Below are 25016 nucleotides of genomic sequence, written 5' to 3' on the forward strand. Positions count from 1 at the left end.
CATATTAGTTCGCCGCAGTATACACAATAGGATTTGAAAAATGCGGCCTTCGCCCAGCAGATTCCAATGGCAGTTTGACTGGAAGTCGGTGCTGGCGATTTTGCTGATTTTGCCGATCCTACTCAGTTTGGGTTTTTGGCAGTTGTGTCGTGCAGACCAGAAAGCGGCCTTATTGGCCGATTTTGAGCAGCGTCGAAACCTTGGACCAGTTGCGATTAGCGGCGTTGCCGACTACCAAAATTACCTGCCGGTATACGCCCTTGGCGCGTTTGATCCCCAGCGTTATTGGCTGCTCGACAACCGGATTTCTCATGGTCGATTCGGTTATGAGATAATGGCGGTTTTTACCTTAGCTGACGGCCGAGAGCTGCTGGTAAATCGGGGTTGGATTGCGGGCGACCCGTCGCGGCAAACCCTACCCAAACTGGAGATACCCAGTGGCCAGTTACAAATAAGCGGCGAGTTATACCGCAATACCGAGAAGGCCTTCAGTTTAGGGGCGGAGCCGCTGACTGATTTGTGGCCCCGCCGTCAGCAGTGGTTGGACTTGGATGATCTTAAAGGTGAATTCCCGGCGCTACTGCCCACGACCCTGCGGTTATCACAAGACAGTATTGGCGCGCTGGAAATTGAACGCATGGTTGTTAATGTAACGCCTGCCAAGCACACCGGCTACGCGGTGCAGTGGTTCGCCATGGCATTTGCGCTGGGACTGATATTTATTTTTCGTAACAGTAATTTGGGCGAGCTGTTAAAGCGCCGCAAAAGCAATGAGAGCCAAGAGCAATGACAATACCGACTGACAACAAGCGTAGCAAAAAACTGCTAACGATTATTTTAACCATCCCTATTGCCGTGATTCTACTTTCCAGCGCGGTATTTTATTTGGCTAAGCAAGACATAATCTCATTCACTACCGTTAACCGTGGCACCTTAATTAATCCACCAATGCAGCTCGGTGACTTGCATCCGCTGCGTCGTGATGGCGGAGAATTTCTGTTTAATCGCGCTGAATCGCGCTGGGTGTTTATGGTTGTTGGTGGCCGCGATTGCCGGGATGCCTGTGAGCGTATGCTTTACCTCACCCGCCAGACTCATACGGCCATGGGCAAAAAAGTGGATCGTGTTGAGCGCATATACCTAGCTACTGACGGCCCACTGTCGCCGGAATTGCGTGACTTTCTGGAAGCAGAACACAGTGATATGACGGTATTACAGGTCGATGGTGAGGCCTTTCTTGGTAATCTTAAAAACTTAGACATCAACCCCTTTGATGCGAGTACTTTCTACGTGGTGGACCCTATGGGCTGGGTGATGATGTATTATCGCGCGGCGGATATGGAGCAGCTTACGCTGACTACTTTGGGCAAGGATGTGCTGAAAGATATGGGACGCCTAATCAAGTAGTTGGCGCAAAACGGCTAGATACAGAATAGACGGTAGAGAACGATGGCAATATTTAACACAGTGGCGCAACGCAAAGCGGGATTTCGACTGGCCCTCTTTTCTTGTCTGGTAGCAATCATTGTCTTGGCGATGGGGGTATTTACCCGGCTGGCTGATGCTGGCTTGGGCTGTCCTGACTGGCCAACCTGCTACGGTCATGTGTTGTGGCCCACTGCCGACCATGAAGTGGCGCGGGCCAACGAAGCTTATCCCGATATGCCAGTGGAGCACGACAAAACCTGGCCGGAAATGATCCATCGCTATTTAGCATCTAGTTTGGGCTTGTTGACCATTGGCTTGGTGATATTTGCCGTGCGTCAGCGCAAGCCAGAGCAGCCGGTAAAGCTGCCCATATTTATTCTGGCCTTTATTATTTTGCAGGGCATGTTTGGCATGTGGACGGTCACCTTAAAATTGTGGCCGCAGGTGGTGACTTCGCATTTGCTTGGCGGATTTACGACCTTAAGTTTGTTGTGGTTATTAACCCTGCGGTTAAATAACCAACGCTGGCAAGTACCTGCTATTAGCGAAACTAAACTACAGGCGCTGAAGCCTTTGGTGCTGCTGGGCTTAGTTATTGTTATTTGTCAGATCGCCCTTGGAGGTTGGACCACCGCTAATTATGCAGATATCGCCTGCCCTGACTTTCCCCAGTGTCAGGGGGCGTGGTTGCCGCCAATGAACTTTAGTGAGGGTTTCAATATAGCGCAGCATATTGGCCCCAATTATTTGGGTGGCACCATGGATAATGCTGCCCGAGTTGCGATTCACTTTAGCCACCGGGTTGGGGCTATGGTAACGGCTGCCTATTTATTGTTTTTATTCTTTAAATTGCGGCAATTAGGTATGGCGCCCGCGAATAAGGCGGCGAGTGTTATGCTCGTTATATTGGCAGTGCAGATTGCCTTGGGCATTAGCAATATTGCATTTAGCTTCCCGATTGGTGTCGCCGTTGCTCATAATCTTGTTGGTGCAATTTTATTGCTTAGCCAGGTAACAATCAGTTATCTGGTCTTTACAGCGGCGGTAAACCGCGGGGGAGTTCGGGTATGACACAGCCACAGTTGGCGGCCAATTGGCGGGATTATTACGAGTTATGTAAGCCCAATGTGGTGCTGCTAATGCTGCTAACCTCGGTCATTGGCATGTTTATGTCGGTGCCCGGTATGGTGCCGTGGGATGCATTGATATTCGGCAATCTCGGTATTGGCTTGTGCGCGGCTGCAGCTGCTGCCATTAATCATTTGGTAGATAGCCGTATTGATTTGGTAATGGCACGTACTCACAACCGCCCCATCGCTCAAGGCCGAGTTAGCAATCGCAACGCCGGTATTTTTGCGGCTATTATTGGTATTGCCGGTATGGCGATCCTGCTCGTTTTGGTTAACCCGCTGACCGCTTGGTTGACTCTTGCCTCGCTGCTTGGCTATGCCGTGGTTTACACCTTGTATTTAAAACGGGCCACGCCACAGAATATTGTCATTGGTGGCATAGCTGGCGCCGCGCCGCCACTGCTTGGCTGGACGGCAGTAACCAATGAGGTTCACGGTCATGCTCTGCTGTTGGTTCTGATTATTTTTATTTGGACGCCGCCGCATTTCTGGGCCTTGGCGATTCATCGCCGTGACGACTACGCCAAAGTGGATATTCCGATGTTGCCGGTTACCCACGGTATCGCGTATACCAAATTGCACACCCTACTCTACACCATACTATTGTTTGTGGTGACGTTGTTGCCCTTTGCAACGGGTATGAGCGGTTCGCTGTATCTGCTTGGTGCGGTTTGTTTGGGTGCGGGTTTCCTGTATTGGTCCATTGTCTTGCTGCGGGGAAATAACCCTAAGGCGCCAATGGCAACGTTTAAATACTCCATTATTTATTTAATGGCGCTGTTTATGATTATGCTTTTGGATCATTACTTACTGCCAGCAATGACCATCTTTGAGGTTGATGCACGATGACTGAAGATTCAGCAAATAATGGCGGCGCAGTTGAGCGCCAGCGCGGAATTCGCTTAACGGTTCTGGCAATTGTCGCGGTGGGTATTGTGCTGGTGGCAGGCTTTTTTTATGCGGCTACCCGTGCGCGCATGATGACTGCTGAAGAGCTTAAATCTCAGGGGGCTTACCTCTATGAGAACCCGCGATCACTACCGAATTTTACTTTGCTGAATGACCGTGGCGAAACATTAACGCCAACGTCTCTGGAAGGTAAATGGAATCTTATCTTTTTTGGCTTTACCTACTGCCCCGATGTTTGTCCTACTACCCTTGCCCAACTAAAAGCCTTTTATCAAGAGCTAGAGCCAGCGGTTCAGGCTGATACGCAAATTTGGTTGAGCAGTGTTGACCCGGCCCGGGATACCCCCGAGCAGCTACATAGTTATTTGGATTTCTTTCATCCCGCGTTTCGTGGTATCACCGGCGATTTTCTGGAAATTCATCGCTTCGCCACCTCGCTGAATATACCTTTTACGAAAGTGCCCGGTGGCGGCAATAACTATCAGGTGGAACACAGCGCCAACGTCGCTTTAGTAAATCCCAAAGGACACTCGGTTGGGTTCTTTAAGGCCCCGCTGGAAATCAGCAAGCTAAAGCGCGCTTACCTTTCGATTCGTGAATATCACTAATTAATAATAGCGGCGCCCTGCCGCTGTTATTAATTACGCCTATACCCCGGCGCTAATTGCCCCAATACAAATAAAGCGCCGGCGCTCAGCACGATACTGGGCCCGGCTGGGGTGTCCCAATACCAAGCCCCCGCTAATCCGCCACAAACCGCGATGGCGCCGATAAGTGCTGCGAGAAGTGCTGCTTGCTCTGGGCTGCGCGCGACTCTGGCGGCAGCAGATGCGGGAATGATTAGCATGGCGGTAATTAAGAGCACGCCGACGATTTTCATTGCCACCGCCACAGTAGCGGCGACCATCAGCATGAGCAGTAGGCGCAGGCGTTGCACCGGCAAGCCCTCTATATCTGCCAGCTCGGCGTGGGCGCACACCGCAACTAACGCCGACCAGTAGCGCCACAACAGCCCTAAAACGAGTGCGCAAATAATGGCTAAATTGAGTAAGTCTTCACGCAAAATAGCCAGTAAGTCACCGAATAAAAACGCGTTTAAATCCAAACTTTGATTGTCGATAAACGACAGGCAAACCAAGCCCAGCGCTAAGCTGCTGTGGGAGAGTATGCCTAGCAAACTGTCTAGCGCGATGTTTCGCCACCATTGCAGGGTAAACAAAACAAGGGCAATAAAAAGGCAGGTAAACAGCACGCTGTATTGGAGGTTGGCTTGCAACACAAGGCCAACCGCAAGGCCGAGCAGTGCCGAGTGGGCGAGTGTGTCGCCGTAGTAGGCCATACGCTGCCAGGTGACCAGCGCGCCGAGTGGGCCGCATACTGCGGCCACCATCAATCCGGCGAGCAGGGCATAGAGTAAAATATCAATCATGGTGCTTATGCTCGCAGACTACGTCGCCGTGAATATCGTGTTGGTGGTCGTGATCGTGTTGGTAGAGCGCGACGGCTTCGGCGTGGCGGCGGCCGAACAGCGCTAAATATTCAGGGTCGCTACTGACTTGTTCGGGGTGGCCATGACAGCAAATATGTTGATTAAGGCAAATTACCGTATCGGTTTGCGCCATTACCCAATGTAAGTCGTGGGACACCATCAGTACGGCGCAACCAAGATCGTCGCGAAGGGCATTAATCAGTTCGTACAGTTCGGTCTGGCCGCTGATATCCACGCCTTGGGCGGGCTCGTCGAGCACCAATAAATCGGGGCTGCTGAGTAAGGCGCGGCTAAGCAAGACTCGTTGAGTCTCTCCGCCAGAAATATCGTGCAGGGGACGGTTACGTAAATGCTGAATGCCTGTTCGGGCTAAAGCGGCGTCAATTTGCGTTGTATTGGACTTGGCCATGGCTAAGAACCGCGACACGCTTAAGGGCATTAATGGATTCAGACTCAGCCGTTGTGGCATATAGCCAATACGCAGGCCGGGTCGTCGGTAGATTGTGCCGTTGTTGGCTTTGGTTAAACCCAAGGCGACCTTTATTAAGGTGCTTTTACCGGCCCCATTGGGACCAATAATCGTCATAATTTGCTTGGCCGATAAGCTTAGACTGATATTACTCAGCAAGCTTTGTTGCTGGTGCTTTAAGGAGATCTTGTCAAGGCGAAGCAGCGCAGTCTCAGTCATTGCTGTTAGCCTCGCTACAGCGGGCGCAGCAGCCAACAACTTCGAGGCTGGCCGTGTCTACCGCAAAGTTCTGCTGCTTGGCCGCGGCGGAAATAGCTGGATATATAAGCTGGGCATCCAACTCAAGGGCTACTTGGCAGTGGCGACAAATAAGAAAATGGCCTTGGTGGGCGTGGCCGGGTTCATTGCAGCCAACAAAGGCGTTGAGCGACGCGATGCGGTGGACGAGGCCGTTATCGAGCAAGAAATCCAGCGCGCGATACACCGTTGGTGGCGCGGGGCGGCGGAGGCCTTCTTTTGCCAGCTCTTCAAGAATAGTATAGGCACCTATTGGTTTGTGGCTTGACCACACCGTGGTCAATACGAGTTCGCGGATAGTGGTGAATTTAAGTTGGCGTTGCTGGCAGAGGTCGCGGGCGCGGAGCAGTGCTTCATCAATGCAGTGTTGGTGATTATGCTGCGGGTTAATGTTGTGCATTACTTTGGGGCGTCCGGAAGGTTTTACAAAGAATATAATGTTATAATATTGCATTAGTGCGGTGATAAACAATGGGGAAATGTACTTGAAAGCAATAGTGTCGGGACTGGTGCTCGTGTGGATGTTCAGCAATATGGCCTGGGCAGCCGACAAACCAGTAATATTAACCAGTATTATGCCGCTGCAGTTACTCGTTGGCGACATTGCCGGTGATGCGGTAACGGTCGACGTTTTGGCACCCGCTACCGTCTCTCCGCACGACTTCCAATTGCGGCCCTCAGATATGCAGCGCTTGCGCAGTGCTGACGTGGTGCTTTGGGTTGGTCCAGCAATGGAGTCCTATTTACAGAAGGCCGTTGCCGATCAGAGTAATGCGGTCGCCCTTTTTCCTGCATTGAGTCTGGGTGAAGACCCGCACGTTTGGATGGACGCAGATCAGGTTCAGCACATGGCGCGGCGCATAGCCCGCGTACTGTCAGACCGTATGCCAACTCGGGGCGCGTATTTTCATGCTAACGCTGCGCGGTTTAGCACCGAGTTTCGGCAGTACGACAAACAGTTGCAGCTCGATGTTGCGCGTTTAAGCGGTCGCCCTTATTTGTTGCTACACGACGGTTTCAGCCGTTTTGAGCGCCATTATAATCTGACCGAAGCCGAGGTGGTTATGCCGACTTCGGACCGCCTGCCCGGTGCGCGGCACATTGTTGAATTGCGGTCGCGGCTGCAGAATGGGGAATTTGCCTGTGTTTTTCGCGAGCCGCAATACCCTACAGCAATGCTAAATGCGCTGACCTCGGGTTTGGATATACCGGTAATAGAAATTGACCCCCTCGGTGTGGGGATGAAGAAGGCTGACGGCTTTTTACGCTTATACCGTCAGCTCGGGCAGGCTTTTCTCAGTTGTTTCGCGGCTTAGCGGCCAATTGGAGCTGGGCGCACACTAGTTTTTGGCTTGCGCCAAGCTAGTCTGCGCTGCGGTCCTAGTTTTTGGCGATGCTAGGCACAGTGTAGCGAGTCTGCATATCCAGCTCCACGTTCAGTGTGGCTGATACAACATCCAGAGTTTTTTCTAAGAAGCGATCCGCAGAAGCTTTTGACGCGTATTCAATCTGCGCCTCGGCTTTTGGCATTTCGGCTGTTTGATTGTAAGCCAATACCAGCGACTGATTCGCACCTACTTCCGGTTCGGCAGCAGTCGCCATAGTACTGGCAACCAAGATTAAGATTGCGCTGGTAAGGTTTTTCATTTTGCTCTCTCCTCTATTCAACCGAGTGATCTTTTCTCGGTACAAGGCAAAAGGTTACCTTGTGTTACTTAAGGTAACACATCTAATCCCCTTGTCTCCTTAATTTTCGTTAACCTTTGGGTAATGTTGCGGCCATATTGCTTGCTGTTGTGAAAAACGGTAACACTTTGCTTGGCGCTGACTGGAATATTTTGCCGTAGAGCCTCGTGCTACACTCTCCGCTTTCTATAATGACGCGTTAAATCACTACTATGACTGCGATAAAACCTCTGATCTTGGTTGATGGCTCCTCCTACCTCTACCGTGCCTTTCATGCCCTACCGCCTTTGAATACCTCAAAGGGCCAGCCCACTGGGGCAATAAAGGGGGTGATCAATATGCTGCGGCGTCTGTACAAAGATTACCCAGACAGCCCTATTGCCGTGGTGTTTGACGCCAAGGGAAAGACGTTTCGCGACGATATGTACGACCAGTACAAAGCTCAACGTCCGCCTATGCCGGATGATTTGCGCAGTCAGATTGAGCCAATTAATGTGATTATCGACGCCATGGGCGTGCCTCGGCTGGTGATTGACGGTGTCGAGGCTGACGATGTCATTGGCACCCTCGCCGCCCAAGCGGGTAAAGAGCGGCCGGTGTTGGTATCGACCGGCGATAAAGATATGGCTCAGTTGGTGAATGATCATGTCACCTTGGTGAACACCATGACCGACACGGTAATGGATGTGGCTGGGGTGAAAGAAAAGTTTGGTATACCTCCTGAGCTGATCATCGATTTTCTCGCCCTAATGGGCGACAAAGTCGACAATATTCCCGGCGTTGCGGGTGTGGGTGAGAAGACTGCGCTGGCGCTAATTCAGGCTTTGGGGGGCTTAGCAGTATTTATGCGAATATCGACAAGGTTGCCGACTTGCCAATACGTGGTGCCAAAGGTGTTGCTAAAAAATTGGCCGACAGTCATGACAATGCCCTTCTCTCTTATACCTTGGCCACGATTAAATGTGATGTGCCATTGGACGTGGGTGTTGCCGACCTTCTGCCCAAGGCGCCTGACACCGAGCGCTTGTTGAGCCTGTTTAAAGAATATGAATTTAAAACGTGGGTCGATGAGCTGAGTCGAGAAGAGCGTAGCGCCAATATAAGTGCCGAATCGAGTGGTAGTAAGCCCGCCTCCGAGCTGTCAGGCCTGGCGAGTACTGGCGAGATGGCCGATGAGTTAGCGATTGCCTCTGAGGAGGTGTCGGGGCTAGATGCTGCTCAATACCAGATTATTCTGACCGAGGCTGACTTTGAGTTGTGGTTGGGCAAGCTGCGGGCAGCAAAAATATTCGCCTTTGATACCGAAACGACCAGTTTGAATTATATGCAGGCCAGAATCGTGGGCGTGTCTTTTGCGGTAAAGGCCGGAGAAGCGGCCTATTTACCTTTTGGTCACGACTACCTCGACGTGCCCGATCAGTTGGACGAGGCCCATGTACTGGCCCAGCTGAAGCCTTTGCTGGAAGATCCCGAGCTTTATAAAGTCGGTCAGAATCTGAAATACGATGCCAATGTCCTGCTCAACCATGGCATCGCGCTGCGGGGTATTCACGACGACACCATGTTGGCGTCCTATGTCTTGGACTCTACCGGCAGCCGCCACGACATGGACACCTTGGCGCTGAAATACCTCGATCACAGCACAATTCACTTTGAGGACATCGCGGGTAAAGGTGCCAAGCAAATCACCTTTAATCAAATTGCCTTGGAGCAAGCTGGGCCCTATGCGGCAGAAGATGCCGACATTACGCTGCGGCTGTATCAGGCGCTGTTGCCGAAAATTCAGCAGCACGAGGGATTGTTGGCGGTGTATCGCAATATCGAGCTGCCCTTGGTACCGGTGCTGTCGCGGATTGAGCGCAACGGTGCCTATGTTGATCGAGAGCTACTCGGCAAGCAGAGTCACGAGCTGGGCATGAAAATGCAGGCTTTGGAGCAGGAGGCCTATGAGCTGGCGGGTGGCGAGTTTAATTTGGCCTCTCCCAAGCAGTTAGGTGAAATTCTGTTTGAGCGTCTGCAAATACCGGTAACTAAAAAAACCCCCAAAGGCGCGCCGTCTACTGCCGAGGAAGTCTTGGTTGAATTGGCTCACGACTACCCTTTGCCCAAGGTAATACTCGAACACCGGGGCATGGCCAAGCTGAAATCGACGTATACCGACAAGCTGCCACTGCAGATAGACCCGAAAACTGGCCGTATTCACACGTCCTACCATCAGGCGGTGGCCGCGACGGGGCGTTTATCCTCCTCTGATCCAAATTTACAGAATATCCCCATTCGCAGTGCCGAGGGGCGGCGTATTCGCCAAGCCTTTATTGCCCCGCCGGGCTATGTGATTTTGGCGGCGGATTACTCCCAAATTGAATTGCGGATCATGGCCCATTTGTCGGGTGATCGCGGCTTGGTTGATGCTTTCTCCCGCGGTGAAGATATTCACCGTGCGACCGCCGCTGAGGTATTCGGCGTGAGCACCGACGAGGTGAGCGATGAGCAGCGGCGCAACGCCAAGGCCATCAATTTTGGTTTAATTTACGGTATGTCTGCCTTTGGTTTGGCGCGGCAGCTGCATTTGGGGCGCAAAGAGGCGCAGCAGTATATTGATCTCTATTTTGAGCGTTATCCTGGTGTGTTGCGGTACATGGACGAAACTCGGGTCTCTGCGTCTGAAAAAGGCTATGTTGAAACCCTGTTTGGTCGCCGCCTGCACCTGCCTGAAATTAATGCCCGTAATGGTATGCGCCGCCAAGCCGCCGAGCGCACAGCAATCAATGCGCCAATGCAGGGTACAGCAGCGGATATTATCAAGCGGGCAATGATTGCCGTGGACAAGTATTTAAGTGGCAGTAGCGTGGACGCAAAAATGATTATGCAGGTTCACGATGAATTGGTTTTAGAGGTCGCGCCAGCGGATCTGGAAACCGTGCAAACTGAGGTTGTGCGATTGATGATGGCGGCGGCGGATTTGGCGGTGCCGTTGGAAGTTGGTGTGGGGGTTGGCGCGAATTGGGATGAGGCGCATTAATCGGCGGGCGCGGGCCTAAGGTCGCGGAAATATCGCGTGGTTAAAATTTGCGCAATTAGAATTCCGGGTCTAAAGTCATAGAGCCGTCATCTTGATGTGCTTGAGGATGGCGCCCGCGTTGGAGACTTGTCTCCCCCCTGACTCCATTAGGAGTAGGATTGCCCGGTGAGTCATAGTTCGCCGGGCTTTTTTGCTGCGCCTATGTTTTGGTGGGGGCTTCCGGTTTACTGCCAATGGCTTCGCCGTCGTCGTCAATGTAAACCATGTCGACCATATTGTCGGTATTCAGCCACTCGTCCAATTTGCTGCGCAACTCCTGTAAACCGTCGCCATTGGGCGCCGAAAACAGCTGCACACTGATTAAATCGCCATATTCGGCCAGGCTTTTGCGCACCATTAATAAGGTGGCGGTGGCCGGGCCGCGCTTTAATTTGTCGGACTTGGTGAGCAAGAGATGCATTGGCATATTGCTCTTTGTTGCCCAGCGTACCATTTGCTGGTCGAACTCGGTGAGCGGATGGCGGATGTCCATCATTAACACCATGCCGCGAAGAGATTGGCGTTTTTGCAGGTAGGCTTCCAAATTGCGCTGCCATTCGTTTTTCACCGCGAGGGGTACTTTTGCAAAGCCGTAGCCGGGTAGGTCGACTAAGCGTTGACGACCGCTGTCGTCTAATACGAAAAAGTTAAGTAGCTGGGTGCGGCCCGGTGTTTTACTGGTTTTTGCCAGTTTTTTGTTTTCTGTGAGGCGGTTGATCGCGCTAGACTTGCCTGCGTTAGAGCGTCCAGCAAACGCGACCTCAGCACCACTGTCGTCTGGGCAGTGGGTAAGGTTGGGAGAGCTTTTTAAATAGCTGGCGCGGCGGTAATTCAGTGCTGGGCTTGATGACATAGTGAGTCCGAGGGGGATTTGCGAATGCAGGGCCATTTTACGGCAATTATTGGCCCCGGCGCCATGTAGTTGTGTATAATGCCGCAGTTTTTACATTGTCTCATCCTGCGCCGTTATACGGAAAATTGAGAGGTAGATCATGAATAAATGGCTCGTGGCTATACTGCTTTCAGTGTCTGGTGTCTCTGCTTTTGCTACTGAGCAGGCGGTTTTGGATCGCTACCAAAAATCCTGTTTTGCCTGTCACGCCTTTGGGGCCAATGGCGCGCCAAAATCCCACGTGGTGGCTGATTGGGCGCCGCGCATGGAGAAAGGCATGGACACCTTAGTTAAGCATGCGGCAGAAGGCTTCAATACCATGCCGCCTAAAGGCCTGTGTTTTGACTGCAGCGCCGATGATTTTAAAGCCTTAATTGAGTTTATGGCGGCGCCCAAGTCTTAACGTGGGTGCGCTAATTTATATTTGCACAGAATTATCTGTTTAAAGAGTACCAAACAATGAAAAAAAGCTTATTAGTGATGTTTGCTTCCTTGGTGTTTGCCGGTGCGGCCGTGGCTGCGGAAGGAAATTCTCGGGCGGGCAAGACGAAGGCAGCAGCCTGCGCAGCGTGTCATGGTGCTGACGGCAATAGCGCCGCGCCTAGCTTCCCAAAGCTGGCGGGTCAGGGTGAGCGCTATTTGATTAAGCAACTGAATGACATTAAATCAGGCGCCCGCTCCGTGCCAATGATGGCCGGCCAGACTGATAATTTGTCTGAGCAAGATATTGCTGATATTGCTGCTTTTTATTCGAGCCAAGCGATTAGCACGGGTCAGGCTGATCCCGCGATTGTTGCTAAGGGCGCAGCAATTTACCGTGGTGGTATTGCAGACCGCAATGTTCCCGCCTGTGCTGCTTGCCACTCACCTAGCGGCAGCGGCATGGCCGCAGCGGGATTCCCAGCGCTTGGTGGTCAGCATGCGGATTACACCGTTGCCCAGCTAAAGGCCTTCCGCGCGGCGGCTGATGGGCGTGAAGGACGTGCTAACGATGGCGATGCCATGGTGATGCGGACGATTTCCTTCAAATTAAGTGATTCAGAAATTGAGGCGGTAGCCAGCTTTATTCAGGGCTTGCATCCTTAAGGGTGCATTGGCAAAAAGGCGGCTTAGGCCGCCTTTTTTATCACTGAAATTTACGGGCGCCAAGCCCCGAACAATAGTGAGTACTTGGTGTCTGAACAGCGTAGAAAAACAATTTCAATGTGTCATGTGATCTAATGGCACTCTCGATCTTATAACACTTGATCGTATAATCAGGGGGCTTCATGTTTAAGAAATTTATTCCGCTCGTCAGCGTATTCAGTTTTCTGCTTATGGTTTCGGCGTGCAGCGATGGCGCTGAGCCAGCGGCACCCGCTAAAGCGCCAGCCAGCACGGCGGTAAATACCGCAGACACCGCTGAACGCATTGCGAGCAGTGGTGAGCGCTATATTCGTGTGGCGCAGCCGGTGCGTACCGCTAACCCGCAAAAAATCGAAGTAACAGAAGTATTTTGGTATGGCTGCAGTCACTGTTTTGACTTCGACCCCATGCTAGAAGCCTGGGCAAAGCAGCTGCCGGCAGACGTTGAGTTTCGCCGCTCACCGGCCATGTGGAATGAGTTGATGGTGGTTCACGCCAAGGCGTTTTATACCGCAGAAGCCCTGGGTGTTATCGACCAGCTGCATACACCGTTATTCAATGCGATTAATGTTGACCGCAATCCTTTACGAGATAGCGCAGCAATTGAAAAATTGTTTTTGGCGCACAGCGACGTAGATGCTGAGAAGTTTCGCAAGACTTTTGACTCTTTTGGGGTGAACAGTCAGGTGAAGCAAGCCGACGCGCGGGCCAGGGCCTATGGCATTGCTGGTACGCCAGAGCTAATCGTCAATGGCAAATATCGCGTAACCGGCCGTTCGGCAGGTGGTAAGGCTGAGATGCTGAAGGTGGCTGAAGAGTTAATTGCTAAGGAGCGTGCCGCTAAGTAATTGGCGTGCTTCATGACCGCGTAGCGACCTTAGTTCTTTGGTCGCTACGCGTTTTTTTTATGCCTAAAGTTTAATTTGCTTGGGGCGAGTTGGGCTCGATGGTGTCCTTTTCGGCATCTAGCGTATCGAGCTTTTGCAGAGGTTGGGCAAATTCGCGCTGGCAAAACGCCATGCGTTTCGCGGGTTTGGCCAGGGTAATGCCTTTGGCGTTTAAGCGCTCAATCTCATCTTCAACGTGCTTGCAGCGCGCCGCTAAGCCGGTGTCATTGGCGATTTGGATATTTAAGCCGGGCCGCGCGTTCAGCTCGAGCATCAGCGGACCTTTATCCTTGTCCAATACCATGTCGACCCCGAGGTAGCCCAGGCCGGTGAGCTCGTAGCAGCGCGTTGCCAGCGACATAAACCCTTCCCAATAAGGCAGCTGGACGCCGCGTACTGGATTAGTGGTGTCGGGGTGCTTGTTGATCAGCTTGTTGTGCCAGGTGCCATCGAGGGTAATGCCGGTGGCGAGGTCGACACCGACGCCAATTGCGCCTTGATGAAGATTGGCCTTGCCGCCGGACTGGCGGGTAGGCAGGCGCAGCATGGCGAGTAAGGGGTAGCCTTTAAGGACGATAATGCGAATGTCAGGAACCCCTTCATAGCTAATGGCGCTGAAGATGGGGTCGGGGATGACGCGGTATTCTATTAGCGCGCGGTCGCGGTGGCCGCCCAATGAATAGATGCCAGACAGTATTCCCGAAATATGAAATTCAATATCTTCCGTGCTTAATAAGCGGCCGGAGGTCGTGCGGTAATAGCCTTCAAACTGGTCGGCGATAACTAAAATTCCATCGCCACCGGCGCCTTGTGCGGGTTTGATGACGAAGTCGCTGTGACCCTTAACAATATCTTTTAGCTTGCTAATACCTTTGTCAGAATCAATTACGCCGTACATGGTGGGAACGTGAATCCCCACCTCTAGCGCGCGCTCCTTGGTTTTAATTTTGTCATCGACCAAGGGATAAAGATGGCGCTGATTGTAGCGCAACACATAGTCGGCATTACGCTGATTAATGCCCATCACGCCGCGCTGACGAAGATCCTTCCAAGTGCTGAATAAGGACATTATTGTCTACCCTTGATCATGGCATTAAACCGGAACAGCTCGGTTAGCCGGTAGCCGCGATAGTGGCCTAGCACTAACATAAACGACATAAATATCAGCAACATACCGGGGAAGGTGAACACGAAATAGGTCCATGTTGGGTAGGTCATCATCAAGTGCGACAGGGTCGCCGCGATGAGTGTACCAATACCCACTTTGCCCGCGTGCAGGCCGCCCCGCTCCTCCCAAACGATCGACATCCGCTCGATGGACATAGTGAGGATAACCATTGGGAATAGCGCAATAGACAGGCCGCGATCTAAGCCCAAACGATGCCCGAGCACGCTGATTAGGGCCATGATAATAACGACAAAGGTTAATACCACAGAGAGTCGGGACAATAGCTGCAAATGTAAGTGCTCAAGATAGGAGCGTATCGACAAGCCGAGTGCGGTAATTAAGGTGAATAGAATAATCCCCCATAAAACCTGGGTTTCCCGAAAGGCGAGACCAATGAGCACAGGAGTAAAGGTGCCCAAGGTTTCTAGACCCACAATATTGCGCAGCACCAAGATCAGCATAACGCCAATAGGGATCATTAGTATAATTTCAAAGGTTTGCTGGGACTGCAGTGGCAAATCATAAAGGGAAAGTGCCCAGAATTTGTTCTCTTTGCTCTCGGCAATCGACTGCGCCAAGGTGATTGAGTTCATTACCTTTTGATTGGCGGTGATTTCTACTTTCAGATGGCGGCCCCCTTCGACTTTGGCGATGGGGTCGTTGCCGGTCCACCACACTACGCGGTCGTCGGGCAGGCCCTGGGCGCCGGTTTCCGGATTGAAATACAGCCAGCGCTTGCCGTTATAGCTGCGCATCCACAGCTCTGGGGTCTGGGCTACGCCGCTGATTAAACGCAGGGTGCGTACTCGCTCTACTGGAATATGCGCCGAGGACAGCAGCAGTTCGAGTACCATCGATTTATTGTCTTGGGTGTAATTATTGCCCAGCAGGAGGCGGGCATTGTCGTTGCTGGGTTCGTTTATGAGCTTAATGGCTTCGCGGATAAAGGTTTCGATATCGGCGGAATGCTCGCGTATTGGTTTTAATAAGGCCTCTACGGCGATTTTTTCTACGCCTTGCAGATCAGGGCTTTCACGAAACAGCGGGCCAGCTTCAGACTCCGCAAAGCGTGAGTTACTGCGTTTGGTTAGCATGAGTCTATAAAACAACTGCTGCTGGCCTTCGGCGCGGCGGGCAGACCACACCGCTTGGCGGTTATCGTTAACGATGTCGGTGTTTACCCCGTAATTTTTCGAGATAAAACTCTCGTTCAGGGTAATGAATTTGCTCCAGCTCGGCGGTACATACATTTGTACTTTGACGGGCGTGTTGTCGCGGGCGTTAAAGGTGAGCTTGGTATCTATGACCCACACTGGTTCGGTGGTGTCCGAGGATACCGGAATATTTAGCACAAATATCTGCCAGGCGGTGCTGCCGGCGCCGATCAGCAATAGCGCGAAGGCTAATACTCTGACATGTAATTTAACGCCCTTCATTCATCGTGCTCCTCGGAGTCTGCTTTTATAGGGCAGAGGGATTTGTTCTGCAAATATTTTTTACTGGGGTCGACCAAGGCGCCAAAGGCGGTCAATGGGTCGGAGCCAACTAGCATAGGTTTGGAAAATTGGCGACGGTCAGCAAGATTTACCTCAACCTTGTGTGACTGACCACCAACGCACAGCGTCAACTCCAATACGGGTCGACGGCTATAGTCTTTTTCATCTTCCCCGTAATCTGCCGCGCGACGCTTGATGCGGATGTGCTTACTGAGTGGCAGCGAGACAGATTTTAGGGTGTCGTCTGGTAAAACCAAATCAAAGTGCACCAGGTCGTCTTTTTTACCGTGGCCCTTCTCAACCTTGGCGTTGATTGCATTGATGGATGCGCTTTCTGCGCCGGTATCAATTTTGGCTTTATAGCGCACGCCCAACTCTTCAATATAGACGTATTCACTTAGGCCGAACACTTGTTGGGCGTTGCTGCCAGCATGAACAGCGAGGCTCGTAAAAAGGGTATTGATGGCTAGCAGAATTAGTACAGCAAATCGCACGGTTTCTCCTTTTGATTTATTGTGCTCCGGCATGCCATAGCATAGTGCACTAGGGCGCAATATAGCCAGTAGCAAGCGGCGCAATTAAAGCGGATTACGTGTGCTTAGTCCCTCACATTCTTAAAAAGTGCGAGGGTAATTTGTCGCACTTCTTTGTGTTCAACGATTGGTGCGGGGTAAATGTCCGATTTTGGGGGCTGGTGAAGTGCCTTGCCTGATAAATGACGTAGCTCCGGCAGATAGCGCCGAATAAATTCGCCCTTGGCGTCAAAGCGCTGACCCTGGGTGGTTGGGTTAAAAATGCGGAAATACGGCGCGGCGTCAGTGCCGGTGGATGCGGCCCATTGCCAGCCGCCGTTATTCGAGCAAAAATCGCCGTCAATGAGGTTTTCCATAAAGTGCCGCTCGCCCCAGCGCCAGTCTATATGTAGGTCTTTACACAAAAACGATGCCGTAATCATGCGCAGGCGGTTGTGCATCCAGCCAGATTCCAGCAGCTGACGCATGCCTGCGTCGACAATTGGGTAGCCAGTACGGCCCTCTTGCCAAGCATCAAAGAGGGCTTGGTTATTGGGCCAGGGAATGTTTTCAGTATAGGTCTGAAAGGCGCGGCCGCGCACGACTTTAGGGAAGTGGTAGGCGACGTGACGGTAAAATTCCCGCCACAGCAGCTCGTTAAACCAGGTGCCTGCGCCGCTATTCCCATCCCAGATTGCCTCGCCGCATTCTTGTTGTAAACGCGCTAAACACTGGCGGGGGCTGAGCAGGCCAAAGCTTAGGGCTGCGGACAGTCGAGAGGTGTCATCGAGTTCGGGAAAGTCCCTGGCCTCGCGATAATCGTCAGCGCGTTCAGCGCAAAAATCTCTAAGCTGGTCTAGCAGCGCATCTTGGCTTGCGGGCCAGAGGCTGGAGTCGCGCTCTTCGCCGAATACGGGGCAGGCTGGATTAGAGGCTGCTTTAGCCATGGCTTGGGGGCGGCGCAGGCAGGTGGGGAATTTGGCGGCCAAATGGTCTCGGCTGCGCCGCGAGAACGGCGTAAATACCTTATATGGGCCGCCGTCGCCTTTGGCTATCTCTAGCGGACTAAGTAAGCTGTCATCAATCAGTTGTAATGGAATGTTCTTTTCCAGGCAGTCGTCATCCCGACGCATTTCGTCGAGCAGCCATTCCCGATGGGCGTACACGGCGTCGACGTGGTGCTGGCGACAATAATCGCTGAGCTGGGCGGCAGTATTGCGAAAGTGACCAGCATCAATGATGTCCAGAGCAATGCCAATTTCACCGAGCTGGCGGCCGAGTTCGTCGAGGGCGCGGCGCAAATAGTGGCGGCGTATTGGCGCAATAATATGCTCGTCGAGCTGCTCCGGGCACAATAGATACAAGCCGCGTACCTTGTCGTGATTGGCGCAGGCCGCGCTCAGTGCCCGGTGGTCTAAGCTGCGCAAATCATTGCGAAACCACACAACGGCGGTCATGACTTATAGTCCCATGCGCAGTTTTAAATCCCGTGGGTATGGGTCGAAGTAATATTGGTCCAGTAAATAGTCGACACGGTATTTCTTTAAATAGTGACTCAGCATTTCCAGCGGTACGAGCAGGGGTAGTTGTCCGGCGGCATAGTCCTTTATCGTTCCGGTGAGTCTGAGTCTGTCCTCGGCGTCGAGGTGATCTTTGAAAAAGCCCTGGATATGCATCAGCGTATTCGTGTGATTTTTGGTGCTGGCGATCTGCTTTAAGGCCTGCATAAACTTGCTAATATAGCGGCGAGCTTTATCGTCAATATCGCCCGCTTCAGCGACGATTGGCCCAAGTTCACGATAAATAGTCTGATTGTGCGCTAGTAGTAAAAATTTGTGGCGACGGTGAAAATCCTCAAGGCCGCTGGCGGAGATGCCGCTATTAATTAGCCGCTGCCAGCGGGCGTAGGCAACCACGCGCAACACAAAATTTTCGCGCAGATGCACGTCGTTGAGTCGGCCGTTTTCTTCGACCGGCAGCAGGGGGTGGGCGGCCATTAATTGCTTGGCGTACAGACCTACGCCGATTTTTCCTAAACCATTACCCTTCTCGTCATACACGGGCACACGCTCCATGCCGCAGCTGGGCGATTTGGCGCAGAGAATATAGCCGCTGATCTCGGTAAGCGTCGGAACCGTGTCTTTGGCGAAGGTTTGCATGGCGTCCGTGACGTTTAAACTGCTGTCGCTGCTGCCAATAAGTTGGGGGTTTGCCGGATCGCCCACAAGGCGAATGGTCGGGCGCGGCACGCCCATGCCTATGGCCTGCTCGGGGCAAATGTTAATAAACTCAAAGTGCCGCCTCAGTTCTTCGTCGGCAAAGGGCAGGCGTTTGTGGCCGCCGTCGTAGCGTACTGGTTCACCGAGCAAGCAGGCACTGATGCCGATTCGAATAGGCTGGGTTTCCGACATGGGCTTAATTTATCCTGTGTGGCAGATAGCTGATTACGCTAAAGCATAGTCGATGGATCAAAAGTCTTGCGATTAGTATTGCTACTATTCGGCTTCGCCGGACAAAAATAATATTAACGCTCTAAAATCGTCGTCGCTGCAATTCATGCACATTCCCTTTGGCGGCATGCTATTGAGGCCGTTTTTGGTATTAGCTAATAATGTGTCTAAGCCTTTTTGGGTGCGAGACGCCCACTGCTCTTTATTCCCACTTTTAGGTGCTCCGGCGGCGCCAGAGCTATGGCAACCATAGCAACTTTGAATATAGAGGGATTTCAGTGAGGGGTCGCTAGGCATCCGCTTTGTGCTGGAAACTGCTTGTGGTGCTTGTGCGGTGCTGTTGTCTGGGCTTGTCGCACCGCGGCTAGGTTCGCCCTTGCTGCACGCGACCAGGGTAAATAGTCCGGTCAATACCGCGAGGATAAGGAAGGTTTTGTTGCTAAGCATAATGCAGTTCCAGTTAATCAAACTAAGTTGTCGTCAAAGCCAAAACGGTGGGCATTGGCCTCGTCTTCACTCAAGCGGTCGATCGCGCCCACATCTAAAACGGGCGAGGCGTCTATGTGCTGGGCGTCCATCATATAGGCAACGCGCTGCAAAGAACTGATAATTTGCGTTTGTTCCCATTCTTGGAGGTCACTGAACTGGCGAATGAAATAATCTTGCAAGGGCATGGGCGCATTGCGAATCAGCTCGTTGCCGGTTTCAGTAAGGCAGGCGTACACCTTGCGCTTATCCTGGCTGGAGCGCTCCCTCATGACGAGGCCGCGTTTCTCCAATCTATCAATAATGCTAGTGACGGTGGCTTGGCTGAGGCTCACCTGACTGGCTACATCGCTGATAATGACGTCACCCTGATCCCTAAGGATTTGCAGAATGAGCATTTGTGGTGCAGTTAGGCCCGCCGTCTTCATTAAATGCTTTGAATGCAAATCAATTGCCCGGGTTACCCGGCGCAGTGATACTAATACTTGGTCTATACTGTTCATTTTCAATGCCTGCAGATTGGCTTAGCGGCCCAATGGTAGCGGCTTGTAGAGTTTTTTGCACCAGCTAAACCTCCCGTTTGTCAATAGTCTGGCTTGAAATAGTTGGTCGAAGACGCGTATAATGCTTCGTATTCTAAGTAAATGAACAGGAGAATGGGTTCATTAATTTAGCGATTAAACAGCATGATCGGCGATATTAGCGCCCCAGTATCGTGCATGAGCTTCGTTAAATTAGTATGAACACTAAAAGATTGTGTTGAAATCAAATAGCGCGACGCAAGCCACGGCTGCCACGCTTCGTTTTCGCCAGCCAACGGCGGAAGATGGTTATGCCCTAAATCAATTAGTGGCGGCCAGCCCACCACTCGATACTAATTCCGTTTATTGCAATCTGTTGCATTGCACCCACTTTGCCGAAACCGCAGTTGTCGCTGAAGAAGATGGCAAATTAGTCGGCTTTATCTCCGCCCATATTATTCCCGCTAAACCGAACACAGTATTTGTGTGGCAGGTTGTGGTGGATAAAAGCCAGCGCGGCAAAGGTCTAGCCAAAAAAATGCTTAAAGAGGTTATTAAGCGGCCGGCCTGTGCACAAGTGAAATATATGGAAACGACAATTACACCAGATAATGAGGCCTCTTGGGCCTTGTTTCGCAGTTTTGCTAGAGATCTGGGTACTGAATTAAATCATAGCATTTGGTTTGAAAAAGAGGCGCATTTTGGCGGCCAGCACGACAGTGAAGCACTGCTGTGTATTGGGCCTTTCGCTCAATAAGCCTTAAGCAACATTTTTACTCAGTATTCATCCGCTCAGTAAAGGACACTAAGAGGACTTAACATGACTATTTTTGACCGACTCGAATCCGAAGTACAATCCTATGCCCGCTCATTTCCGGTAACCTTCGATAAGGCTCAGGGCGAGCACTTGTACTCAACCGACGGCAAGCAATACATCGACTTTTTGGCGGGTGCAGGCACCCTGAACTACGGCCACAATAACCCTGTGCTGAAGCAGGCTCTGGTCGACTATATTATGCGCGACGGCATTACTCATGGCTTGGATATGCACACCCAAGCCAAGGGCGACTTCTTGCAAGCCTTTAATGAGCATATCCTTGCCCCACGTGATATGACCTACACCTTCCAGTTTACTGGCCCCACAGGCACGAATGCCGTAGAAGCCGCGCTGAAATTGGCGCGTAAAGTCACTGGCCGTACCAGCATTGTGTCTTTTACTAATGGTTTTCACGGTGTGACCTTGGGCGCAGTTGCGGCCACCGGTAATAGCCATCACCGCGGCGGTGCCGGTGTGGCGCTGGGCGACGTGACCCGCATGCCTTTTTGTGGGTATTACGGTCGCGATGCCGACAGCCTGAAAATGATGGACAAGCTACTCTCTGACCCCTCGTCGGGTGTGGATCTGCCGGCGGCGATGATTGTCGAGCCAGTGCAGGGCGAGGGTGGCTTGAATGTGGCCAATAATGATTGGTTGCGCGGCCTCGAGAAATTGTGTCGCAAGCATGAGATCTTGTTGATCGTTGACGATATTCAAGCGGGTTGTGGTCGTACTGGCACCTATTTTAGCTTTGAAGCCAGTGGCATCAAACCCGATATTATTACCATGTCAAAGTCTCTGAGCGGCTATGGCCTGCCCTTTGCAATTGTATTGATTCGTCCCGATTTAGATATTTGGGAGCCAGGCGAGCACAACGGTACTTTCCGCGGCAACAACCACGCTTTTATTACTGCAGCGGCGGCAATTCGCCACTACTGGAAAGACGATAAGTTTGCCGCCGAGATTGTTGAGAAATCAGCTATCGTTAGCGAGCGCTTCAAAAAGCTGTCTGAGCAGTACGGCGTCACTAAACTTCAGCCTAAGGGCCGGGGCATGATGCAGGGTCTCGCTTGTCGGGACGGTGATATTGCTGACGAAATTGGTCGCGCCTGCTTTGAGCGGGGTCTCGTAATTGAAACCTGCGGCAACCGTGGCCACGTTGTTAAGGTCTTCTGCCCGCTCACCATCGATACGGCAGAATTGATTCGCGGTCTGGATATTTTGTCAGACAGCATCGCGGAAGTATTAGGAAAATCAGTTAACAAAAAAGCCTCTTAAGCGGCTGAAATCGCGCTTCTTCTGCAAGTAAACATTTGCGGAAGCGGCGTGCTTTATTCAGCAATTGAGCTTAAGTAAACAGCCTTAGTAAAAGGAATAAATCATGATTGTAAGAACACTGGAAGAATGTCAAAACTCTGAGCGACGCGTCGATAGTGAAAACTGGAGCAGCGTGCGGATGTTGCTAAAAGACGATCAAATGGGGTTTTCATTCCATATCACCACCATTTACGCTAACACTGAAACGCCAATTCATTACCAGAACCACTTGGAATCTGTGTACTGCATGTCGGGCAATGGCGAAGTTGAAACCTTGAGCGACGGCAAAGTGTATAAAATTGAAGCTGGCACCCTATACATTCTCGATAAACACGACAATCACTTACTGCGCGGCGGTAGTGAAGACATGAAAATGGCCTGCGTATTTAATCCACCGCTGAACGGCAAAGAAGTGCATGACGAAAATGGGGTCTACCCATTGGCGGCTGAGGCAGTGACCTGAGCTATTGAATTTTAAAAAACATTTTTTTAATTCAAGGGAGAGTAGCAGTGGGACACAGTGTAGAGAAAATTGGCGGCACCTCAATGACCAATTACGAGGCGGTGCGCGACAATGTGATTTTAGCAGGCGGTGAAAGCGGTAATATATATCAGCGTATATTTGTGGTTTCAGCCTATGGCGGCGTAACCGATTTACTGCTGGAAAATAAGCGCACTAGCCATCCGGGCGTTTATGCCCTGTTTGCCGATGACGGCGCTGAAACGCTGTGGCGTGATGCCCTGAGCGATGTTGGTAATGCCTTAAAAGAGATTAACGCTGGTTTGTTTCCCGACGCTGAGCAATTGGAGGCTGCCAATACCTATATTGAAGCCCGCTTATTTGAAGCTGAGCGCTGCATGGATAATTTGCACCGGCTCTGCCAGCACGGCCATTTTGGTTTAGAAGATCATTTGCTTACCGTGCGGGAAATGTTAGCGAGTATTGGTGAAGCACACAGCGCGTGGAATACCGCCACCCTACTCAAGCGCGATGGCATCAATACTTGTTATATTGATTTGTCGGGCTGGCGCGCCGAGGAAGCACTGCCACTTGACCAGCATATTACCGAGGCGCTGGCAGGTATCGATCTAAATACCACTTTACCGATTGTTACTGGTTACGCCCACTGTAAAGAAGGCTTAATGGCGAGTTTCGACCGCGGCTATAGCGAAATGACGTTCAGCCGTATGGCCGTCATCAGTGGCGCCCGTGAAGCGGTTATTCACAAAGAGTACCACCTTAGCAGTGCCGACCCTCGCTTAGTGGGAGCCGATAAAGTGGTGCCGATTGGTCGCACCAATTACGATGTTGCCGATCAGCTCGCCAATTTAGGTATGGAGGCTATTCACCCCCGCGCCGCGAAAGGTTTGCGTCAGCAAAAAATTGCTCTGCGGGTTAAAAATACCTTTGAACCCCATCATTCGGGCACGCTTATTGACTGTGATTATCGCAGTGAAAAGCCCTGTGTTGAGATCATCGCCGGTCGCAAGCAAGTCTATGCCTTGGAAGTATTTGACCAAGACATGGTGGGTGCTCTGTGGCGCTATGAGCAAAAGATACTGGGTGCCATTGAACGCTATAAGGGTACGGTGATTACCAAAGATATTAATGCCAACACCATTACCAATTATTTGGGTGTTAATTTAAAAACCGTAAAACGCATTGTAAGCGCAGTTAAAGAATTGTTTCCCGATGCGGAAGTCAGTACCCGTAAAGTCGCTATAATTTCCGCTATCGGCAGCGACATGCAAGTGCCGGGTATGTTGGCTAAAACGGTGGTTGCCTTGGCGTCGGCCAATATCAGTGTATTGGCTATGCACCAGTCGATGCGTCAGGTCGATATGCAGTTTGTGGTAAACGAAGATGACTACGAAAAGGGTGTCGCGAGCTTGCACCGCTGTTTGGTCGAAGTACACGACCACGGTGAAGCCATATGCGCAGCATAATACGGGGGTTTATCCTCTGTTGGGGGCTTCTGCCCCTTTTTGCTGTTGCGGCTGACAGTGCTGCGTCAACGCCCAGCGAGGCGCAGCCGAGTGCGGCCCAAGTAGATGCCAGTATCGACAATTTAGACAAGCCGCTCTATTCACCTTTTATTGAGCGTTATATGCTCGATGAGGTGCGCAATCTGCGTATCGACATGGAGCGCGCTCACCGCGAATTAGCCGCCGAAGTTGTCGACCGTGAATTAGGCGCTGCCGACAAGGCGGTGTCTTATGCAACCAATACCGTCACCTATTTTTTCTACCTCATTGCTGGGGTGAGTTCGGCCTTGGTGTTAATGGGCTGGAACTCGGTGCGCGATATTAAAGAAAAAGTGCACAGTGTTGCCAATGAGCAAGTCGCCGAATTGGTTGAAGAATACGAGAAGCGTCTGCGTGCGATTGAAAAGCAGTTAAAACAAGAAACGGCTCACATCGAGTCTAACCGCGAAGAAATTACGCTTACTCAAGAGATTCATTCGCTGTGGTTACGCGCCAGTCAAGAAACGAGCCCGGCGGGTAAAATTGCAATTTACGATCAAATTCTCGGTGTTAGAGGCGACGATATTGAGGCAATAACCTATAAAGCAGATGCGGCACTGGACCAGAACGAACCCCAGTGGGCAATAAATCTCTGCCAGCAGGCGCTGTTGCTAGATGAAACCAATGCCCACGCATTTTATCAATTGGCTTGCGCTCATACTTGTCAGGGCAATCTTGACGACGCCGCGCGCTACTTTACTCACGCGGTGGCACAGTCGGAATCATATCGAGAAGAACTGTATCGCGATCCAGCCTTGGCTGAATTGCGCGAACATCCTCTGCTGATAGAGTTACTAACGCCGACAGTGGAGAGCGCTTCATAGGCCTTGTGTTCACTTTCGCCACTAAAC

General features: G+C 51.6%; 26 protein-coding genes and 1 pseudogene. 15 read left to right on the top strand and 12 right to left on the bottom strand.

Annotated elements, in window-relative coordinates; translation table 11 throughout:
- The first annotated feature begins 40 nt into the window (after window positions 1-40).
- The 5 genes from AZF00_RS00115 to AZF00_RS00135 are packed head-to-tail and all read left to right on the top strand — an operon-like array spanning window position 41 to window position 4075.
- Window positions 41-790 carry an SURF1 family protein gene (locus AZF00_RS00115; protein WP_008253177.1) on the top strand — a complete coding sequence of 250 codons (750 nt, stop codon included), beginning with the start codon at window positions 41-43 and terminating at the stop codon, window positions 788-790.
- Complete coding sequence (locus AZF00_RS00120) at window positions 787-1407, top strand: redox-active disulfide-containing membrane protein (RefSeq protein ID WP_008253178.1); 621 nt, start codon at window positions 787-789, stop codon at window positions 1405-1407. The genes AZF00_RS00115 and AZF00_RS00120 overlap by 4 nt, the downstream gene beginning before the upstream one ends.
- A 42-nt stretch (window positions 1408-1449) precedes the next feature.
- Complete coding sequence (locus AZF00_RS00125; RefSeq protein ID WP_008253179.1) at window positions 1450-2499, top strand: COX15/CtaA family protein; 1050 nt, start codon at window positions 1450-1452, stop codon at window positions 2497-2499.
- Complete coding sequence (gene cyoE, locus AZF00_RS00130) at window positions 2496-3407, top strand: heme o synthase (protein ID WP_008253180.1); 912 nt, start codon at window positions 2496-2498, stop codon at window positions 3405-3407. Before AZF00_RS00125 ends, cyoE begins: the two co-directional genes overlap by 4 nt.
- A complete protein-coding gene (locus AZF00_RS00135) occupies window positions 3404-4075 on the top strand; it encodes an SCO family protein (protein WP_008253181.1) in 672 nt (223 codons plus the stop codon). The genes cyoE and AZF00_RS00135 overlap by 4 nt, the downstream gene beginning before the upstream one ends.
- 29 nt (window positions 4076-4104) lie before the next feature.
- Here AZF00_RS00135 and AZF00_RS00140 read toward each other — a convergent pair whose 3' ends face one another.
- The 3 genes from AZF00_RS00140 to AZF00_RS00150 are packed head-to-tail and all read right to left on the bottom strand — an operon-like array spanning window position 4105 to window position 6122.
- Window positions 4105-4896: a metal ABC transporter permease gene (locus AZF00_RS00140; RefSeq protein ID WP_008253182.1), complete on the bottom strand. Its 792-nt coding sequence runs from the start codon at window positions 4894-4896 to the stop codon at window positions 4105-4107.
- Window positions 4889-5644: a zinc ABC transporter ATP-binding protein ZnuC gene (znuC, locus tag AZF00_RS00145; RefSeq protein ID WP_008253183.1), complete on the bottom strand. Its 756-nt coding sequence runs from the start codon at window positions 5642-5644 to the stop codon at window positions 4889-4891. The genes AZF00_RS00140 and znuC overlap by 8 nt, the downstream gene beginning before the upstream one ends.
- Entirely contained in the window at window positions 5637-6122 is a 486-nt protein-coding gene (locus tag AZF00_RS00150; RefSeq protein WP_008253185.1) for a Fur family transcriptional regulator, read from the bottom strand. The genes znuC and AZF00_RS00150 overlap by 8 nt, the downstream gene beginning before the upstream one ends.
- A gap of 85 nt (window positions 6123-6207) precedes the next feature.
- Here AZF00_RS00150 and AZF00_RS00155 point away from each other — a divergent pair, with 85 nt between their 5' ends.
- Window positions 6208-7038 (top strand): zinc ABC transporter substrate-binding protein, encoded by an 831-nt coding sequence (locus AZF00_RS00155; RefSeq protein WP_008253186.1) that lies wholly within the window; start codon window positions 6208-6210, stop codon window positions 7036-7038.
- Between the two features lie 64 nt (window positions 7039-7102).
- Here the strand turns inward: AZF00_RS00155 and AZF00_RS00160 are convergent, their stop codons facing one another.
- Window positions 7103-7369 carry a hypothetical protein gene (locus AZF00_RS00160; RefSeq protein ID WP_008253188.1) on the bottom strand — a complete coding sequence of 89 codons (267 nt, stop codon included), beginning with the start codon at window positions 7367-7369 and terminating at the stop codon, window positions 7103-7105.
- 251 nt (window positions 7370-7620) lie between these two features.
- On the opposite strand from AZF00_RS00160, the pseudogene polA reads away from it, so the two are divergent.
- A pseudogene (gene polA / locus AZF00_RS00165) lies at window positions 7621-10430 on the top strand (DNA polymerase I).
- A 199-nt stretch (window positions 10431-10629) separates the two neighbouring features.
- On the opposite strand, the gene yihA reads toward polA, so the two are convergent.
- The gene (gene yihA, locus AZF00_RS00170; RefSeq protein ID WP_008253192.1) at window positions 10630-11322 is read right to left on the bottom strand and encodes a ribosome biogenesis GTP-binding protein YihA/YsxC; all 693 of its coding nucleotides are present in this window, start codon (window positions 11320-11322) and stop codon (window positions 10630-10632) included.
- Between the two features lie 139 nt (window positions 11323-11461).
- Between yihA and AZF00_RS00175 the strand changes: the two genes are divergently transcribed.
- From AZF00_RS00175 to AZF00_RS00185, 3 genes are all read left to right on the top strand, one after another.
- Complete coding sequence (locus tag AZF00_RS00175; protein WP_008253193.1) at window positions 11462-11764, top strand: c-type cytochrome; 303 nt, start codon at window positions 11462-11464, stop codon at window positions 11762-11764.
- A 56-nt stretch (window positions 11765-11820) separates the two neighbouring features.
- A complete protein-coding gene (locus AZF00_RS00180) occupies window positions 11821-12447 on the top strand; it encodes a c-type cytochrome (RefSeq protein WP_008253194.1) in 627 nt (208 codons plus the stop codon).
- A gap of 182 nt (window positions 12448-12629) precedes the next feature.
- A complete protein-coding gene (locus tag AZF00_RS00185; RefSeq protein ID WP_008253195.1) occupies window positions 12630-13334 on the top strand; it encodes a thiol:disulfide interchange protein DsbA/DsbL in 705 nt (234 codons plus the stop codon).
- A 70-nt stretch (window positions 13335-13404) separates the two neighbouring features.
- Here AZF00_RS00185 and AZF00_RS00190 read toward each other — a convergent pair whose 3' ends face one another.
- The 7 genes from AZF00_RS00190 to AZF00_RS00220 all read right to left on the bottom strand — a co-directional run bounded on the left by AZF00_RS00190 (window position 13405) and on the right by AZF00_RS00220 (window position 19988).
- Entirely contained in the window at window positions 13405-14442 is a 1038-nt protein-coding gene (locus AZF00_RS00190) for an alpha-L-glutamate ligase-like protein (protein WP_008253196.1), read from the bottom strand.
- Window positions 14442-15977 (bottom strand): inactive transglutaminase family protein, encoded by a 1536-nt coding sequence (locus AZF00_RS00195; RefSeq protein WP_008253197.1) that lies wholly within the window; start codon window positions 15975-15977, stop codon window positions 14442-14444. The genes AZF00_RS00190 and AZF00_RS00195 overlap by 1 nt, the downstream gene beginning before the upstream one ends.
- On the bottom strand, window positions 15974-16531 hold the full coding sequence (locus AZF00_RS00200) for an ATP-dependent zinc protease family protein (protein ID WP_008253198.1): 558 nt from the start codon (window positions 16529-16531) through the stop codon (window positions 15974-15976). The genes AZF00_RS00195 and AZF00_RS00200 overlap by 4 nt, the downstream gene beginning before the upstream one ends.
- 104 nt (window positions 16532-16635) lie before the next feature.
- On the bottom strand, window positions 16636-18006 hold the full coding sequence (phrB, locus tag AZF00_RS00205; protein ID WP_008253206.1) for a deoxyribodipyrimidine photo-lyase: 1371 nt from the start codon (window positions 18004-18006) through the stop codon (window positions 16636-16638).
- Window positions 18007-18009: 3 nt separating this feature from the next.
- A complete protein-coding gene (locus AZF00_RS00210; protein ID WP_008253207.1) occupies window positions 18010-18960 on the bottom strand; it encodes a YbgA family protein in 951 nt (316 codons plus the stop codon).
- Window positions 18961-19044: 84 nt separating this feature from the next.
- Window positions 19045-19446: a c-type cytochrome gene (locus AZF00_RS19530; RefSeq protein ID WP_008253208.1), complete on the bottom strand. Its 402-nt coding sequence runs from the start codon at window positions 19444-19446 to the stop codon at window positions 19045-19047.
- A gap of 17 nt (window positions 19447-19463) precedes the next feature.
- A complete protein-coding gene (locus AZF00_RS00220) occupies window positions 19464-19988 on the bottom strand; it encodes a MarR family winged helix-turn-helix transcriptional regulator (protein ID WP_008253209.1) in 525 nt (174 codons plus the stop codon).
- A 253-nt stretch (window positions 19989-20241) separates the two neighbouring features.
- On the opposite strand from AZF00_RS00220, the gene ectA reads away from it, so the two are divergent.
- The 5 genes from ectA to AZF00_RS00245 all read left to right on the top strand — a co-directional run bounded on the left by ectA (window position 20242) and on the right by AZF00_RS00245 (window position 24989).
- Window positions 20242-20763: a diaminobutyrate acetyltransferase gene (gene ectA / locus AZF00_RS00225; protein ID WP_008253210.1), complete on the top strand. Its 522-nt coding sequence runs from the start codon at window positions 20242-20244 to the stop codon at window positions 20761-20763.
- 63 nt (window positions 20764-20826) lie between these two features.
- Window positions 20827-22101 (top strand): diaminobutyrate--2-oxoglutarate transaminase, encoded by a 1275-nt coding sequence (gene ectB, locus AZF00_RS00230; RefSeq protein ID WP_008253211.1) that lies wholly within the window; start codon window positions 20827-20829, stop codon window positions 22099-22101.
- A gap of 103 nt (window positions 22102-22204) precedes the next feature.
- Window positions 22205-22603 (top strand): ectoine synthase, encoded by a 399-nt coding sequence (locus AZF00_RS00235; protein ID WP_008253212.1) that lies wholly within the window; start codon window positions 22205-22207, stop codon window positions 22601-22603.
- A gap of 47 nt (window positions 22604-22650) precedes the next feature.
- Entirely contained in the window at window positions 22651-24087 is a 1437-nt protein-coding gene (locus AZF00_RS00240; RefSeq protein ID WP_008253213.1) for an aspartate kinase, read from the top strand.
- Complete coding sequence (locus AZF00_RS00245; RefSeq protein ID WP_008253214.1) at window positions 24075-24989, top strand: TPR end-of-group domain-containing protein; 915 nt, start codon at window positions 24075-24077, stop codon at window positions 24987-24989. Before AZF00_RS00240 ends, AZF00_RS00245 begins: the two co-directional genes overlap by 13 nt.
- Window positions 24990-25016 lie beyond the last annotated feature (27 nt).

The sequence above is a fragment of the Zhongshania aliphaticivorans genome (assembly GCF_001586255.1).
GTDB lineage: Bacteria > Pseudomonadota > Gammaproteobacteria > Pseudomonadales > Spongiibacteraceae > Spongiibacter > Spongiibacter aliphaticivorans.